The organism is Bacillus sp. V33-4 (assembly GCF_002860225.1).
Classification (GTDB): domain Bacteria; phylum Bacillota; class Bacilli; order Bacillales; family Cytobacillaceae; genus Bacillus_BJ; species Bacillus_BJ canaveralius.
This window is the reverse complement of sequence record NZ_PGVC01000044.1, coordinates 22,951-36,896: the sequence shown is the minus strand read 5'-3', so window position 1 is coordinate 36,896 and position 13,946 is coordinate 22,951. Positions and strand designations below refer to the sequence as shown.

The window sequence follows — 13,946 nt, the reverse complement described above, 5'->3', positions numbered from 1 at the left end:
ATCCCCTTCAGTTTAACAGCTCTAAATATAAGTTCTCATATTGCGATACGATCAAATCCGCGCCAAACTGGTGTTTAACTCGCTCAACTGATTTTGCCGAAAAATTTTCATGCAAGCCTGGATTTGTCAAGAGTTCGAGAGCTTTTGCGGTAATTTCCTTGATATTCCCCAATTCGCATACAAACCCCGTTTCCCCATCGCTGATCACTTCCGGGATTCCGCCGATATTTGTACCGATACAGGGAACGCCGCAAGCCATCGCTTCCAATGCTACGAGCCCAAAGCTTTCTTTTTCCGATAATAATAGCATGAGATCACTGATCGAATACAGCTCTTCCAAATTATCCTGCTTCCCTAAGAACAGAACCTTGTCGCGCAGGCCAAGATCGTGAACCATTTGGCAAATCCTGGTTATCTCGGGGCCATCGCCGACAAGAAGGAGTTTAGCCGAAATTTGTTCGGCAATATTCTTAAATGTTTCGACGACATCATGGACCCGCTTGACCGGTCGGAAATTGGAGACATGGATAATCACCTGTTCATCGTCTCTAATACCGTACTCGTGGCGGAGATGGCCTGCATCCATTTTCTTATACACACGGCTGTCGATAAAGTTATAGACTGCCTTGATAGGTTTATCCGGTTGGATCACTTCATCAGTCTGCTCGATTAGGGCATTGGAAACAGCCGTGACCGCATCTGACTTTTCTATCCCAAATTTGATGGCGCCAGCAAGTGACGGATCATAACCAAGAACTGTAATATCGGTTCCGTGCAGGGTGGTGACAATTTTCACCTGCTTATTCGTCATTTGCTTAGCGAGGATTGCACAGACCGCATGCGGAATCGCATAATGCACGTGCAGGATATCAAGATTTTCCCGGTTGACGACTTCGGCCATTTTACTGGCCAATGCGATATCGTATGGCGGGTATTGAAAAACTGAATACTGGCTGACCTCGACTTGATGGTAATAAATGTTGTGGTACATTTTCTTAAGCCTGAAGGGCATGCTCGAAGAAATAAAGTGGATCTCATGCCCTCTTTCTGCAAGGAGCTTGCCGAGTTCGGTCGCCACGACGCCGGAGCCGCCGACTGTCGGGTAGCAGGTGATGCCGATTTTTAAGTTTGTCATTGGAAATCCCCTAATAAATCATGATTGATTAGTAGTGGCCTTCTCACTTTAAATCCCTCTGCGTATTGCACACCAACTTCTTTGCCAAACAACCGGTCGCGCGCTTCAACTGTTTCAATATAGCCGGTTACGAGCGGTGTCTCAACCCCGCCGCGCTGAAGAAAAAATTGGCTTTCATATGCTTTCAGTGCTTGTATTTTTTGTTCCATATAGAGGGATGTATCAACTGTAAAATCGGGTTGATGGAAGCCATTGATCATGTAATAGTAAACTTCGCCCGGTTTATGGGGCGGCAAATCACCCGCTGTTTTATACTTTTTTATCCCTGCCGAAAAAACGGCTTCATCAACTAAACGGGCACAATGCCCGTGGTCGGGGTGGCGGTCTTTAAAATACGGTGCAAAAACAATGCGCGGTTTATGTGCGCGAATCACTTCAACGATCTTCTTTATGTATTCATTCGAAAAAAGGAGTCCCCGGTCAGGGAATGCTAATGTTTCCCTGGTTGACACGCCCAATATACCTGCGGCCATGTTTGCTTCCTGTTTGCGTGTTTCGACTGTTCCATTTGAGGACAGCTCTGCTTCCGTCAGGTCACAAATAGCAATTCTTCTTCCTTCCGCAGCATATTTTGCTATTATTCCACCCATGCCGATTTCAACATCATCGGCATGGGCACCAAATGCCAGTATATCTATATCAAATAATGACAATTCCATTCACCGCGTTTCTTTTACAATCTCACGCCACTGGATGTCGCCGCGTTCCAACCCTTTTATCAGAACCTCAGCTGTTCCCATATTCGTCGCCAGCGGAACCGAGTACACATCGCATAACCGGACTAATGCCGTCACATCCGGTTCGTGGGGCTGGGCTGTCAGCGGGTCGCGGAAAAAGAAGACGATATCCATTTTATTATTCGCAATCATCGCGCCAATCTCCTGGTCGCCGCCGAGAGGCCCCGATTTGCATCTTGTAATTTCAAGGCCTGTTGCTTCGATAATTCGCAGGCCAGTCGTACCGGTTGCAAACAGTTTGTGCTTCGAAAAAATCACTTTATATGCGGTCACAAACCCAACAAGGTCATCTTTTTTCTTATCATGGGCTATTAATGCAATATTCACCTTAACACTCCCCGTCTATTCAATAATGTTTTCAAGGCCGTATACAAACGAGTCAATGTTGACAATTGTATCTACAGCCAGCTTGACACCGGACATAAACGAAGCTCTGTTGTAAGAATCATGCCTGATCGTTAACGTCTGCCCGTCTGCCCCGAACATCACCTGCTGGTGGGCAATTAAGCCTGGCAGGCGGACGGAATGAATATGCATCCCCTCATAGTCGGCGCCTCTGGCTCCGTGGATTGTTTCTTTCTCGTTAGGGTGGCCCTGCTTCTTAGTCTCCCGTACTTCCGCAATCAGTTCGGCTGTTTTTACAGCGGTCCCTGACGGCGCATCAAGCTTCTGATCATGGTGCAGCTCCAAAATTTCAACATCCTTAAAAAATTTCGCTGCCATTTGTGAAAATTTCATCATTAAAATGGCCCCGACAGCGAAATTCGGAGCAATGATGCAGCCTAGCTCCTTTTCTTCACAGATAGCCGCTAATTCTGCGAGGTTTTCCTTTGAAAAACCAGTCGTTCCGACAACCGGGCGGACACCGTGTTGTAAAGCCGTTTTTGTATGGTACATCCCCACTTCAGGTGTCGTAAGATCAATTAATACATCCGTGTTTGCTTCCGAAAGACATTTCTCTATTTCACTATAAACCGGCACCTGATAGCCTTGAAAACCTTCAAGCTCACTCAGCATGATCCCTTCATACTTATGGTCTAACACAGCGGCCAGCGTGTAGCGCTCGGTATTCATTACCATATGTACAGCTTCCCTGCCCATTCTGCCGCGTGGGCCAGCAATAACGATTCTTACTTGCTCCATTGTCAATTCTCCTCATCTGTTTGTTCAAGCCTTGTCCATCGGTCTTTGTCCCTTGTATTGAATTTATTCATCACGGTGTTGTGCGCTGTTTCCAAATCGATATTTAACGAATTGGCAAAACAAATGAGAACAAACAACATATCCCCAAGTTCTTCCTCAATGGTTTGTTCCTTTTCTGTTGCTTTTTTCGGCTTTTCTCCGTAATAGTGGTTAACTTCCCGGGCCAATTCCCCGAGCTCTTCAGTCATTCGTGCCATTAAAGCAAGCGGACTGAAGTAGCCTTCTTTAAACTGGCTTATGTATCCGTCGACTTCACCTTGAATGTCCTGTAACGATTTCTTCGTACTCATCATTCACCCCGATTTGTCCAAAATCTAATTATCGATATGTATCATTGCCTTCATCTTTTCATGTTAGCTAAATCTGCGGTTATTTACAAATATAATTGATTGTTTTTCTGTAGGAGAAGGTAAAGGTGTCGGGCAACGATTGCTCTTATGATAGTACTTATATATAATTAAAAGCGGTATTTATGAAACAGGGGGAATGACGATGTTTTTCGGCCTTAAATTGAAAAATATCTTATTTATTTTGGTTGGTGCAGCTATCTTTGCGTTTGGAATCGTCCATTTTAATATGCAAAATAACCTTTCCGAGGGCGGCTTTACCGGAATTACTTTACTGCTGTTCTTTCTCTTCAATTGGGATCCTTCCTATACAAACTTAATTCTCAACATTCCACTCTTTATAATTGGCTGGAAGCTGCTCGGCCGCAATGTCTTTTTGTATACGGTGATTGGGACAATCGCAGTTTCGGTTTTTTTGTGGATTTTTCAGCGTTATCAAATTGAGATGCCGCTTAATGATGACCTGACGTTAGCCGCTTTGTTTGCCGGTGTTTTTATCGGCGTCGGGCTCGGCATCATTTTCCGCTACGGGGGAACAACCGGCGGCGTCGACATCATTGCCAGACTTGTTCAAAAATATGTGGGCTGGAGCATGGGACGAACAATGTTCATATTTGATGTAGCGGTGATCACGCTCTCGCTCATCTTCTATTTAACGTACCAGGAAGCGATGTATACGCTTGTCGCTGTGTTTGTCGGGGCACGAGTGATTGATTTTATGCAGGAAGGCGCCTATGCAGCCAGAGGGGCAATGATCATCTCCGACTTTAATGAGCAAATTTCCGCGCGGATTATGAAGGAAATGGATCGGGGTGTTACCATTTTACGGGGGCATGGCCCATTTTCGAAAAAAGACAGGGATGTGCTTTATTGTGTGGTCGCCAGAAACGAAATCGTCAGGCTGAAAAGTGTGATTACCTCCGTTGATCCGCATGCATTTGTATCTGTCAGTGTCGTCCACGATGTTCTCGGTGAAGGCTTTACTCTCGACGAAAATAAGAAGCCACTTGAGCGGTAAGTGAGTTTCTTACAAATAACGCTTTATTATCGATTATCCACTTTTGAGAAGTAATGATATGTTTTCATTTTAGCCTCATAAAAAAACCAGCCGTATTTAGGGCTGGTTTTTTATTCGTTTCTTGCCATTCCTGTGTAAATCAGTACCAAGCGGGCAAGTTCCATCACGGCTACAGCAGCGGCGGCAACATACGTTAACGCAGCAGCATTCAGGACTCTCTTTGTCTCACGTTCTTCATCATTGCGGATAATCCCGTGCGAAACTATTTCGTCCATCGCCCTGCTTGAAGCATTGAATTCAACTGGCAGTGTTACGAGCTGGAAAACGACCGCTGCAGCCATAAAAACAATCCCCAAAAGAAGCAAATCAGCTAGCCCGGCAATAATCCCGATCATAACCAGGATCCATGAAAAATTGGAACCAAGGCTTGCTACTGGCACTAATGCATGGCGAAAACGGAGAAAGGCATATTCCTGTGCGTCTTGAATTGCATGTCCAACTTCATGGGCTGCGATCGCAGAAGCAGCAACAGAATGGCCGTGATAGTTGGCCGAAGACAGTCTTACGGTCTTGGAGCGTGGATCGTAGTGGTCACTTAAATAACCCCTTGTTTCCTCAACCCCGACATTATATAATCCGTTCGCATCAAGAATTCTTCTCGCCACTTCGGCTCCTACCATTTGTGAGGAAGAAGGTACTTTAGAGTATTTTTTGTACGTTCCCTTTACCCTGAATTGGGCCCAGAGCGGTATCAAAATAATAATCGCAAAATAGATTAAAAACATATTATACCTCCATTTCAGCTCGTGATGCTTTTATCTTTATTGTATAAATCCCTGAAAGAGGTGTCAATTTTTATGATCTCTTGACCGGTTTCTCTCAGGTTTTTGGCCACCCATATATTTTCTCCAGCCTACGTAAGATAATGTGATAATTATGATGCTTCCTGTAGAAATGATTACCCACCATAACGATGGGTCTGCATCATCCTCAGTCATTTCATCAAAAAGGCTCTCTAAATCCGTTTGCAGGGCATTTAGCTCCTCCTGGCTGGACGTTCCCGACAGCAGTTGAGGCCGGTTGTGGTCAATGTATTGGACGCGGGTATTCAATTTTTGCACCCGTTCCCGGGAAACATCAAGCTTGATACTCGGGTAAATGACCTCATAAAGGGATAAGAAAGAGTTAAGAGTCAGGTGGAACTTCTCGTTATCACCGTTGCCGGCGGCTTCCTTCACATCGTGAAATACCGTCATAATCGGGTCTTCCATCTCTGTCCACAGGGGTTGATGGGTGGATGTGACAGCGTCAACGACAAGACGAAACTTTGTTACCCTGTTTAACCTTTCTTCAGGGTTCAATTGTCCGTTTCCCGCAGCCTCGACCGCTTCATCGTGAGCGACAGTGATAATTCTTAGTTCATCCATCGAGAAAATCCGCTCTGAAGTGGTAAAGGCGAGAAATTCCTCTGAAAAATATTCAAGCAATTTTCCTGCATCATCATATCTCTGCAATTTAATCATCTGCAATGCTTGATCAGATAACAAATCCAGCTTATCTAAAGGCGACGGTTGTTCCGAATATACTGTAGAGATCGGCGCAAGCAATAAAACAGCCAAAAATAATATGACAAATTTTGCTCTCATGGTTGTCCCCCCCTCCAAATTACTATTAAAATGTATGAAGGGATGGACAAGGTTAGACCAGAAACCTGAGGAGCGCCTCTATGTTTTTATTTTCAGTATAAAGCGATCTTTCCTTAAACAAAGAATATACGCTATCGCCAGTGAAAAAATACTGAGCCAAAAAGTAAAATAACCGATTTCCTGTATGTACAAATTTAATGTCTGATAGCGGGGCATCATTAGAAAGACATAATCGATGATTTCATTGTGAAGAACCCAGATCGCCGTAACGACAAAATGCCATAGTTTAATTCGGTAAAAAGGGGCATACAGCAGTCCCTGTACCGCCATGCCAAGGTGCGAAAAAATCAGCATTAGGCTGACCAAATCGATTTGCCCGTTTACAACGTAGACAAGCAAATTCATCACGACTGCCCAGATGCCGTACTTAAATAATGTAACGATCGCGAGCGCTTCAAGCAATCCCCAATTCTTTTTTAACAAAAAAGCGATGAGCACAAATACAAAAAATAAGCTGGCTGTCGGGCTGTCGGGGACAAACGGCAGAAAAATCGGTGGTGTGTCCGCTAATTGCCATTGATACCAGACATACCCGTAAATCGTTCCGGCAATATTTATGATTAGAAGCATCCATAGAAACGCCCGGCTGGCAAGGACAGGATAAATCATTTTCATTATTTTTTCCTCTTTTCAACTAATCTTTCATCATCATTTTGCCAACTATAGTTTATAAGAAAAAACAACTGCAAGGAATCTTTTACTAGAGTCATCGCTGTTCGTTAAAAAAGCTGGCGCAAGGTTTACGCCAGCTTTTCAACATATTATTTACTTTCAAGCTTAGAAATAAACTCAGAAAGCTGCTGCAGCTCTTCGTCTGTTCCTTTAAACATGCCCGCTGGCATATTACCTGTACCATTTTTGGCAATGTCGGCAATTTCTTCAGGGGCTAAGCCTGTATCAATTAAAGGCGGTGCCCCTGCGCCACCGGTAAGTTCAGCGCCGTGGCAATTTATACAGCCTTGCGTTTCATAAACTCCGTAACCCGGGTCTTTAGTATCGATATCAGCTTCCGCGACGATTTCACCCATTTTCGCTCTTGCTTTCCAGTCTGTAGTACTGGCAGACTGCCATGTCAAGAAGATAACAGCTGCCACAGCAAGAAGCATAAAGCCGGTTGCAATCGGGCGTTTTGACGGGCGGCGCTCAGGTCCGCGGTCAATGAATGGCGCAAGCATTAAAGCGCCGAATGCCAGACCTGGAATGATAAATGCACCAATCGCGTTATACGGTCCAGAAGCAAATCGGTATTTCAGCAATTGGTATAAAAACAAGAAATACCAGTCCGGCAGCGGAATATAGGCTGTATCGGTCGGGTCTGCCATTCTCTCAAGCGGAGACTGGTGAGCGGCAGTCAAGCATAAATAGCCAATCAGGAAAACGGCACCGACGAGCCATTCCCTTAATAAAAAGTTAGGCCAAAACGCTTCTGTTTTCCCCGGGTATTCCGAGTAATCTTTCGGAATATTCGGTTTGCGATTGTCAGCAGGAACCCTTGAGTCACCTACGAATTTCATCCCTTTTCCACGATGCATCGAGCAATCCCCCTCCTTTTATTCATAAGTTAATCAATTTAAAAAACAGTTCGTTCGGTTTACAACGGCCCTGAAATACCTTGTTTGCGGATCATCAGGAAGTGGGCACCCATTAAGCCGAGCAATGCACCAGGCAAGAAGAAGACATGGATCGCAAAGAAACGCGTTAATGTTTGCGCACCGACAATTGATGAATCCCCGGAAAGCAGAGCTTTAACGTAAGTTCCGATTAACGGAGTTGATTCAGCAATCTGCAAACCTACCTTTGTCGCAAATAAAGCTTTCATATCCCAAGGCAGCAAGTACCCTGTAAAACCTAAACCGAGCATAACGAAGAAAATTAGAACTCCGACAACCCAGTTCAGTTCGCGCGGTTTTTTATAGGCTCCCTGAAAGAAGACGCGCAGCGTATGTAAAAACATCATGACAATAACCAGACTTGCGCCCCAATGGTGCATCCCGCGGACAATCTGGCCGAATGCCACTTCATTTTGGAGATAGTAAACGGACTTCCAAGCATTTTCAATATCAGGAACATAATACATGGTTAAAAACATACCTGAAAGGATTTGGATCACGGTGATGAAAAACGTCAGACCGCCAAAGCAATACACGAACGCAGAAAAATGGTGTGCCGGGTTGACGTGCTCCGGTACTTCGTGGTCGGCAATATCGCGCCACAACGGCGTAATATCCAAACGCTCATCGACCCAATCATAAATTTTATTAAGCAATTATTACGCCTCCCATGGTTTAATTTGGCCGATATGCAAATAGCCGTCCTTAACCTTGTAATCGTATAGATCAAGCGGTCCGAGCGGCGGAGTACCCGCTACGTTCATTCCATCCTTTGTATACAATCCGTAATGGCATGGACAGAAAAATTTGTTTGGATTCGCTTCATCCGTGTTCCAGTCAACAACACAGCCTAAATGCTTACAGACAGGTGAAAGGGCAACGATCTCTCCCGCTTCATCCAGATAAACCCAGGCAGTATTCGTCACTTCAGACTCATACCAGGCATCTTTCTGTGTGTATTGGAAATCGACGCGAACCGGTTCAGTTGTTAAATCATCTACTTTTTGTTTTGTTGGAATGAAATCTCCGCCTGCACCCGCTTTTAGTACCGGGTCTATTGCAAAGCGTACCATCGGCATTAACATACCTGCCGCCATGAAACCGCCTACACCTGTAAGTGTATAGCTCAGGAATTGACGTCTTGAAACTTGGTGCTTACTCATGCTTTTCCCCCCTCTATGAAAAAGTTAAGTCCAGCGGACATATTTAGACACATTATAAAACTAGGACATAACCATGATATATCAATCTTAAAGTTAGGTCAATATAATACTATTACGAAAAGATGGCAAGTGTGTGACTTATATCGCAGTTAACTATTTTCCCGCCATTTTTGGATGAATAGCTGCAATAGTTGTTTGACCTGGTCCTCAATAATCGTTATTTTATTAGATTCATCCATGTGCTCAAGCGGAAGGGTAGGCAGCCAAATTAACGAACCTTCCATTTCGTTTTCGCGACTTTTCCAGGCACTGTCTGATGTAACATAAATAATATGCGGAAACCCTTTCGCTTTCAGTTCCCGTTCCCATTCTTTTATATTTGCGAGCAAGCGGCTTTCTTCTGAGCTTTTCAAATAAGCGAACCCCGGGAGGAGGATGAGGCGCCCTTTGAACTGCCTTTCAATTTGAACCGCCAGTAATGTAATAAATTCTGTCATCGCTGCTGCCTGCTTCATGTCTTCATCAAATGATACGGGCAGCAACGGCAATACAGCCGTATCTACGTACTCTTTTGCGTTTAAATACATATCAATATCCTGCGGACTCCATTTCAAACTAAACACTCCAATCAGTAGGTTTACTCTTTTATCATACCATCTGGCTTGGACAACCTCCAATGATCTTCAAGTCATTATTGCAAAATAAAAAGCCTGCTGTTAACAGCAAGCCTCTGCTAATGTTATTTTTTGATGGCATTGAGCTTCTCGGCCAATGCCTTAAAGGTCTCTTTATCTCTTCGGTCAAGAGCTTCGTCAATGAGCTTTAACAGCTTTTCCTCCTGGAAACGCTGCAGACTTTCAGAAAGGAAGCGTTCTGCAATCAGCCTGTCTTTTTCGCTGATTTGCAGTTTCTTCGGCATGTAAGGGTTTTCTTCCAGCACTGCCGCATACTGGTGCGCCTGGTTCGAAGCATGAAAATTCAGTTGGATATAAATCTCTTCATCTCTGTTTAAACGGATATCATGAAAAGATTTTTCCGCATCGGTCGTCATAATATTTTCTTTATAAAACCGAAACGGGACTTCATCCACACAGTGGGTTGACATCACCAGTCCGCGCGGGCAAAACTGAGCCTGTTCGACGAAATGGACCCTCTCCATTAACTGATCATGGCTCATTAAGTAATTCAGAATCCAGACACATTCTCTCCGTTTCAACTGATAGTGGTTTAAAAACCAGCGAATGAAGTCCTTCTTCTCGTTGACAGAAACAGGGGCCGTCATTTTGAATCCCTCCTCTGCATTTAAAGCCAATTTTTCAAGATCCCTATTTAGGCAACTCATCAGTGAGCCGTTCGATCATTTGCTGATAGTCTTCGTTGCTTGGATCACCTTTTAGCAGCTTAATAAAAATTTCGGCAGCTTTGGCGTTTTTTCCTTCTTCTATAAGAAAATATCCATAATCATTTAAAAATTCGTGATCATTCTTAAAAAAAGTATATGCATGCTCATATTTGTTTAATGCATGTGAATATTTTTCAAGGTTCTGCAAAGCGAGCGCCTCATCCCAGATTAATTGGGGCTCCTCTTCCTCCTGAATATCCAGTTCCTTGATCAAATCAATGACGTTTTCATAGCGTTCCTGCTTGATAAACAGCTTATTCAAAGTCAGGGCAGCTTCGGTAAAGGCCGGGTCGAGAGCGAGTGCTTCCCTGAACAGCCGTTCTGCCTCATCCTCTTCAGCAAGCTTTAAAGCGATTTTTCCGCCGTAAAAAAATAAATCTTTATTAAACTCATCCTGCCTGATTCCCTCTTTAACGGTTTCAAACGATTGCAACAATTGTTCTTCGCGTTCGTACGCTTTCGCTAAAGGAAGGTATAAAGAATGGTAATCAGGGTCGAGACTTTTGATTTCATTGAACTTTTCAATCGCCGTTCTGTTAAAGCCGGCCTGCAGAGCCGTGAACGCATAGCCAAATAAAGTGTTTATTTCGAGCTTTTCATTCAATGCCTGTTCATAGTGCGGCAACGCCTCTTCAAAAGAGCCGGAAGAACTAAGTATATCGGCGATCCGCTGGTGGATGATGACCCCGGCAATTTCCGTTTCCTGCAAAAGAACGGCCTGATAAGCGCGGATAGCCTCCGTTACTTTGCCTTGCTCTGCATATAATTCTCCCATCGCAAAATCAATGACCACTTCATCAGAAAGCAGCTGTTTTGCGCTCTTTAGCTTTTGCTCGCTAACTTCGTACAATCCATTGATCTGGTATAAATCTGCCAACAGCAATAATGCTTGCGGATAGCTGGAATCAGCCGGGGTGACTTTTTCCAGTGCCAGCATTGCCTGATCTTCATCGCCCAGCTCAATGCATGTTTCAGCCAGGAGGACAAGCAGCTCCCCTTCATCGGGATATGCTTGAAGTAGATTTTCATACAATGCCTTTGCTTCGTCTATAAAACCGAATTGGAAAAGTTCTTCTGCGAGCGAGAATTTTTCCTCGGCACTGCCGCTGTTTAAAATCTTTTTATATTCAATGAGCGCTTCCTGTTGCTGGCCTTTTTCTAAAAGAGCGAGAATTTTTTCGATGATATCCATAAACAAAATCCTTTCCTAAACCGGATATAAATTGCATGCTTACCAGACTGGGCAGCATGATGTAAATGGTCATGGGGCTGCAAAGAATGACGGTGTTTTGATAGTTACATGTTCTCCAAATCCGGGACGAAACAAAACGTCCGCCCCCGCCCGGATCACTGTCCCTCTATGGACAGTCACCGCCAATCTATGATTATGATGATGGTAGAGCGAAGATTCTTCAATATTCTGGATTTCCCTGCTCTTCCAATACAAATTATAGCTTAACTCTCCCCCGGCATTTAAATACGATTTAAGCGGATAAATGCCAATCTTCGCCAGGACATGCTGGCTAATCGGCTCATTAACGCTTATCTCTTCATCAATCGCAGGGATTTTCTCCTCGAGCATGACCTGTTTCCATGTGTCTTTAAGGCGGTTTCTTTTTCGCGGAGCCTCTTCGCTGAAAACAGGGATGAGCGGACTGTTGTAAGGAAACATCGCCTCCCTGATCCAACCCCATGGCAGCAATGATATATCTTTTTCCCTATTGATTTCAACAAAAATGGCTGGAATCCTTTCTTTTTTGCATTTACGGATAAATGTCGGCGTAAGTAATTCCGGCGGAATTTTAACAGCGACAATCATATCAACCGGGCTGCTGAGCAGGCTCGTCCGCAAGTTTTTCAAGCAAGCAGCCAGTTCGTTCTCATATCTGACTGTTGCAGCTGTCATCAGTGCCGTGCAGCCCTTAAGCAAGTAATTGGCAGTAAAATAGTTCTTCATATCCTGAAAAGGCTGTGATAACGGCAGACCGCTGTCATAAATGATGTGTGAGGGTGTCATGATAAACTTGTTGGCATCCATCTTCATAACCGTTAATTTGCGACAGGATTTACTCACTGATACAATCCGATTATTTTTAATCAGCAATGACGCTTTGTCTAAATACTTTTCCTTTAAAATATTGGCATTTTCAATCAAATAGCTCGCCATAAAACCACCTCTTTCAGGTCTTAAGACAAGCTATGTCGAGTTTCTGAAATTATGCTTGAATCGCAAGCGAAACTGAAAAACCTTGCCTGGGCAGCAAGGTTTTCATTCATAACGTTAGCTTATTGCACGTTTACCCGGGCCAAGTCTTCAAAAAACGCCGGGTATGAGACAGCAATCGCTTCGCTTTCAGCCAAATTGACTTCGCCGCTGCAAATGAGTGAGGCAATCGCAAGCATCATGCCGATCCGGTGATCTCCATGGCTATCTACATGTCCGCCATTTAAAGTGGATCCCCCGGCAATAATCATCCCGTCTTCGGTCGCCTCGATTTCAGCACCAAGCTTTGTCAATTCATTGACAACAGTATCAATTCGATTCGTTTCTTTGACTTTTAATTCATGGGCATCCTTTATGACCGTTGTTCCATTTGCCTGTGTGGCCAATAGTGCGATGACAGGAATTTCGTCTATCAGCCTGGGAATCAGATCCCCGCTAATTTCAATGCCTTTTAAGGCGGATGTTTTAATGATAATATCACCGACAGGCTCGGCATTGTCTTCTTTTTTCGGCAGGATCTTGATGTCAGCCCCCATTTGCTCCAGAACATCAAGGATCCCTGTTCTCGTTGGATTTAAGCCGACATTGTGCAGCACTAGCTCACTGTTCGGGGTGATCGCAGCCGCGACCAGGAAAAAAGCGGCGGATGATACATCGCCGGGCACATCAATGTTCACAGCTTTGAGCTGCTGCCCGCCTGTTACTTTAACCGATAAACCATCGATGTCAACGTTCCCGCCAAATTGCTGAAGCATTCGTTCAGTATGATCCCTCGTTTTTGACGGTTCGATGACGCTCGTTTCACCTTCTGCCTGTAATCCGGCAAACAAAATGGAGGATTTCACCTGGGCGCTGGCGACAGGCGACTTGTATTCGATTCCGGTTAAGTGTCCGCCTCTAATCGATAACGGCGTGAACTCGCCCTTATTCCTCCCATCAATCGAAGCTCCCATCGCAGCAAGCGGCCTGGTCACTCTCGTCATCGGACGTTTCGCGATTGAACTGTCTCCTACCAGTGAGGCATGGAACGGCCTGCCTGCCAATATGCCAAGCAAGAGACGGATGGTCGTACCTGAATTGCCGACATCGAGAACTTCTGACGGTTCCCGTAATCCATCGATCCCTTTTCCGATAATTTGCAAGCGGTCTCCTTCCTGCTCGATCGTGACCCCCAGCTTGCGAAAGCAGCTGATCGTGCTTAAGCAATCCTCACCGGCCAGGAAATGCTGAACGGTTGTTGTGCCATGCGCAATTGCACCGAACATTACGCTTCGGTGTGAAATAGACTTATCTCCGGGAACCGCAATTGAGCCCCGTAACCCTTTACTTTTTGGATGCATC

17 protein-coding genes are annotated in these 13,946 nt (G+C 44.6%); 1 reads left to right on the top strand and 16 read right to left on the bottom strand.

The features are described 5' to 3' along the window. Positions 1-7 precede the first annotated feature (7 nt). The 5 genes from bshA to CVD23_RS15770 are packed head-to-tail and all read right to left on the bottom strand — an operon-like array spanning position 8 to position 3,425. Positions 8-1,135, bottom strand: coding sequence for an N-acetyl-alpha-D-glucosaminyl L-malate synthase BshA (gene bshA / locus CVD23_RS15790; RefSeq protein WP_101578794.1), 1,128 nt, complete (start codon positions 1,133-1,135; stop codon positions 8-10). After that, a complete protein-coding gene (bshB1, locus tag CVD23_RS15785) occupies positions 1,132-1,854 on the bottom strand; it encodes a bacillithiol biosynthesis deacetylase BshB1 (RefSeq protein ID WP_180955683.1) in 723 nt (240 codons plus the stop codon). The genes bshA and bshB1 overlap by 4 nt, the downstream gene beginning before the upstream one ends. Beyond that, positions 1,855-2,259, bottom strand: a complete 405-nt coding sequence (gene mgsA, locus CVD23_RS15780) for a methylglyoxal synthase (RefSeq protein WP_101578795.1) — start codon at positions 2,257-2,259, stop codon at positions 1,855-1,857. Between the two features lie 15 nt (positions 2,260-2,274). Next, complete coding sequence (gene dapB, locus CVD23_RS15775) at positions 2,275-3,075, bottom strand: 4-hydroxy-tetrahydrodipicolinate reductase (protein WP_101666523.1); 801 nt, start codon at positions 3,073-3,075, stop codon at positions 2,275-2,277. 2 nt (positions 3,076-3,077) lie between these two features. After that, positions 3,078-3,425: a nucleotide pyrophosphohydrolase gene (locus tag CVD23_RS15770; protein WP_101578797.1), complete on the bottom strand. Its 348-nt coding sequence runs from the start codon at positions 3,423-3,425 to the stop codon at positions 3,078-3,080. Between the two features lie 202 nt (positions 3,426-3,627). Here CVD23_RS15770 and CVD23_RS15765 point away from each other — a divergent pair, with 202 nt between their 5' ends. Then, positions 3,628-4,500 carry a YitT family protein gene (locus CVD23_RS15765; RefSeq protein ID WP_101578798.1) on the top strand — a complete coding sequence of 291 codons (873 nt, stop codon included), beginning with the start codon at positions 3,628-3,630 and terminating at the stop codon, positions 4,498-4,500. Between the two features lie 110 nt (positions 4,501-4,610). On the opposite strand, the gene CVD23_RS15760 is transcribed toward CVD23_RS15765, so the two are convergent. From CVD23_RS15760 to aroA, 11 genes are all read right to left on the bottom strand, one after another. Continuing rightward, the gene (locus CVD23_RS15760) at positions 4,611-5,285 is read right to left on the bottom strand and encodes a zinc metallopeptidase (protein WP_101578799.1); all 675 of its coding nucleotides are present in this window, start codon (positions 5,283-5,285) and stop codon (positions 4,611-4,613) included. Positions 5,286-5,348: 63 nt separating this feature from the next. Further along, the gene (gene ypjB, locus CVD23_RS15755) at positions 5,349-6,146 is read right to left on the bottom strand and encodes a sporulation protein YpjB (protein ID WP_101578800.1); all 798 of its coding nucleotides are present in this window, start codon (positions 6,144-6,146) and stop codon (positions 5,349-5,351) included. Between the two features lie 78 nt (positions 6,147-6,224). Beyond that, positions 6,225-6,821, bottom strand: coding sequence for a DUF1405 domain-containing protein (locus tag CVD23_RS15750; protein ID WP_101666522.1), 597 nt, complete (start codon positions 6,819-6,821; stop codon positions 6,225-6,227). A 146-nt stretch (positions 6,822-6,967) separates the two neighbouring features. Beyond that, complete coding sequence (locus tag CVD23_RS15745; protein ID WP_101666521.1) at positions 6,968-7,738, bottom strand: menaquinol-cytochrome c reductase cytochrome b/c subunit; 771 nt, start codon at positions 7,736-7,738, stop codon at positions 6,968-6,970. Positions 7,739-7,797: 59 nt separating this feature from the next. Further along, positions 7,798-8,472, bottom strand: a complete 675-nt coding sequence (qcrB, locus tag CVD23_RS15740; protein WP_101578803.1) for a menaquinol-cytochrome c reductase cytochrome b subunit — start codon at positions 8,470-8,472, stop codon at positions 7,798-7,800. 3 nt (positions 8,473-8,475) lie between these two features. Next, positions 8,476-8,979 (bottom strand): ubiquinol-cytochrome c reductase iron-sulfur subunit, encoded by a 504-nt coding sequence (locus CVD23_RS15735; RefSeq protein WP_142382806.1) that lies wholly within the window; start codon positions 8,977-8,979, stop codon positions 8,476-8,478. A gap of 149 nt (positions 8,980-9,128) precedes the next feature. Continuing rightward, entirely contained in the window at positions 9,129-9,593 is a 465-nt protein-coding gene (locus CVD23_RS15730; protein WP_101578804.1) for a YpiF family protein, read from the bottom strand. 125 nt (positions 9,594-9,718) lie between these two features. Then, positions 9,719-10,261 (bottom strand): ReoY family proteolytic degradation factor, encoded by a 543-nt coding sequence (locus CVD23_RS15725; protein ID WP_101575812.1) that lies wholly within the window; start codon positions 10,259-10,261, stop codon positions 9,719-9,721. 43 nt (positions 10,262-10,304) lie between these two features. Continuing rightward, positions 10,305-11,573, bottom strand: coding sequence for a tetratricopeptide repeat protein (locus CVD23_RS15720; protein WP_101666520.1), 1,269 nt, complete (start codon positions 11,571-11,573; stop codon positions 10,305-10,307). 69 nt (positions 11,574-11,642) lie between these two features. Continuing rightward, a complete protein-coding gene (locus tag CVD23_RS15715) occupies positions 11,643-12,548 on the bottom strand; it encodes a hypothetical protein (protein ID WP_101666519.1) in 906 nt (301 codons plus the stop codon). A 119-nt stretch (positions 12,549-12,667) separates the two neighbouring features. Then, positions 12,668-13,945, bottom strand: a complete 1,278-nt coding sequence (aroA, locus tag CVD23_RS15710) for a 3-phosphoshikimate 1-carboxyvinyltransferase (RefSeq protein WP_101575831.1) — start codon at positions 13,943-13,945, stop codon at positions 12,668-12,670. Position 13,946 lies beyond the last annotated feature (1 nt).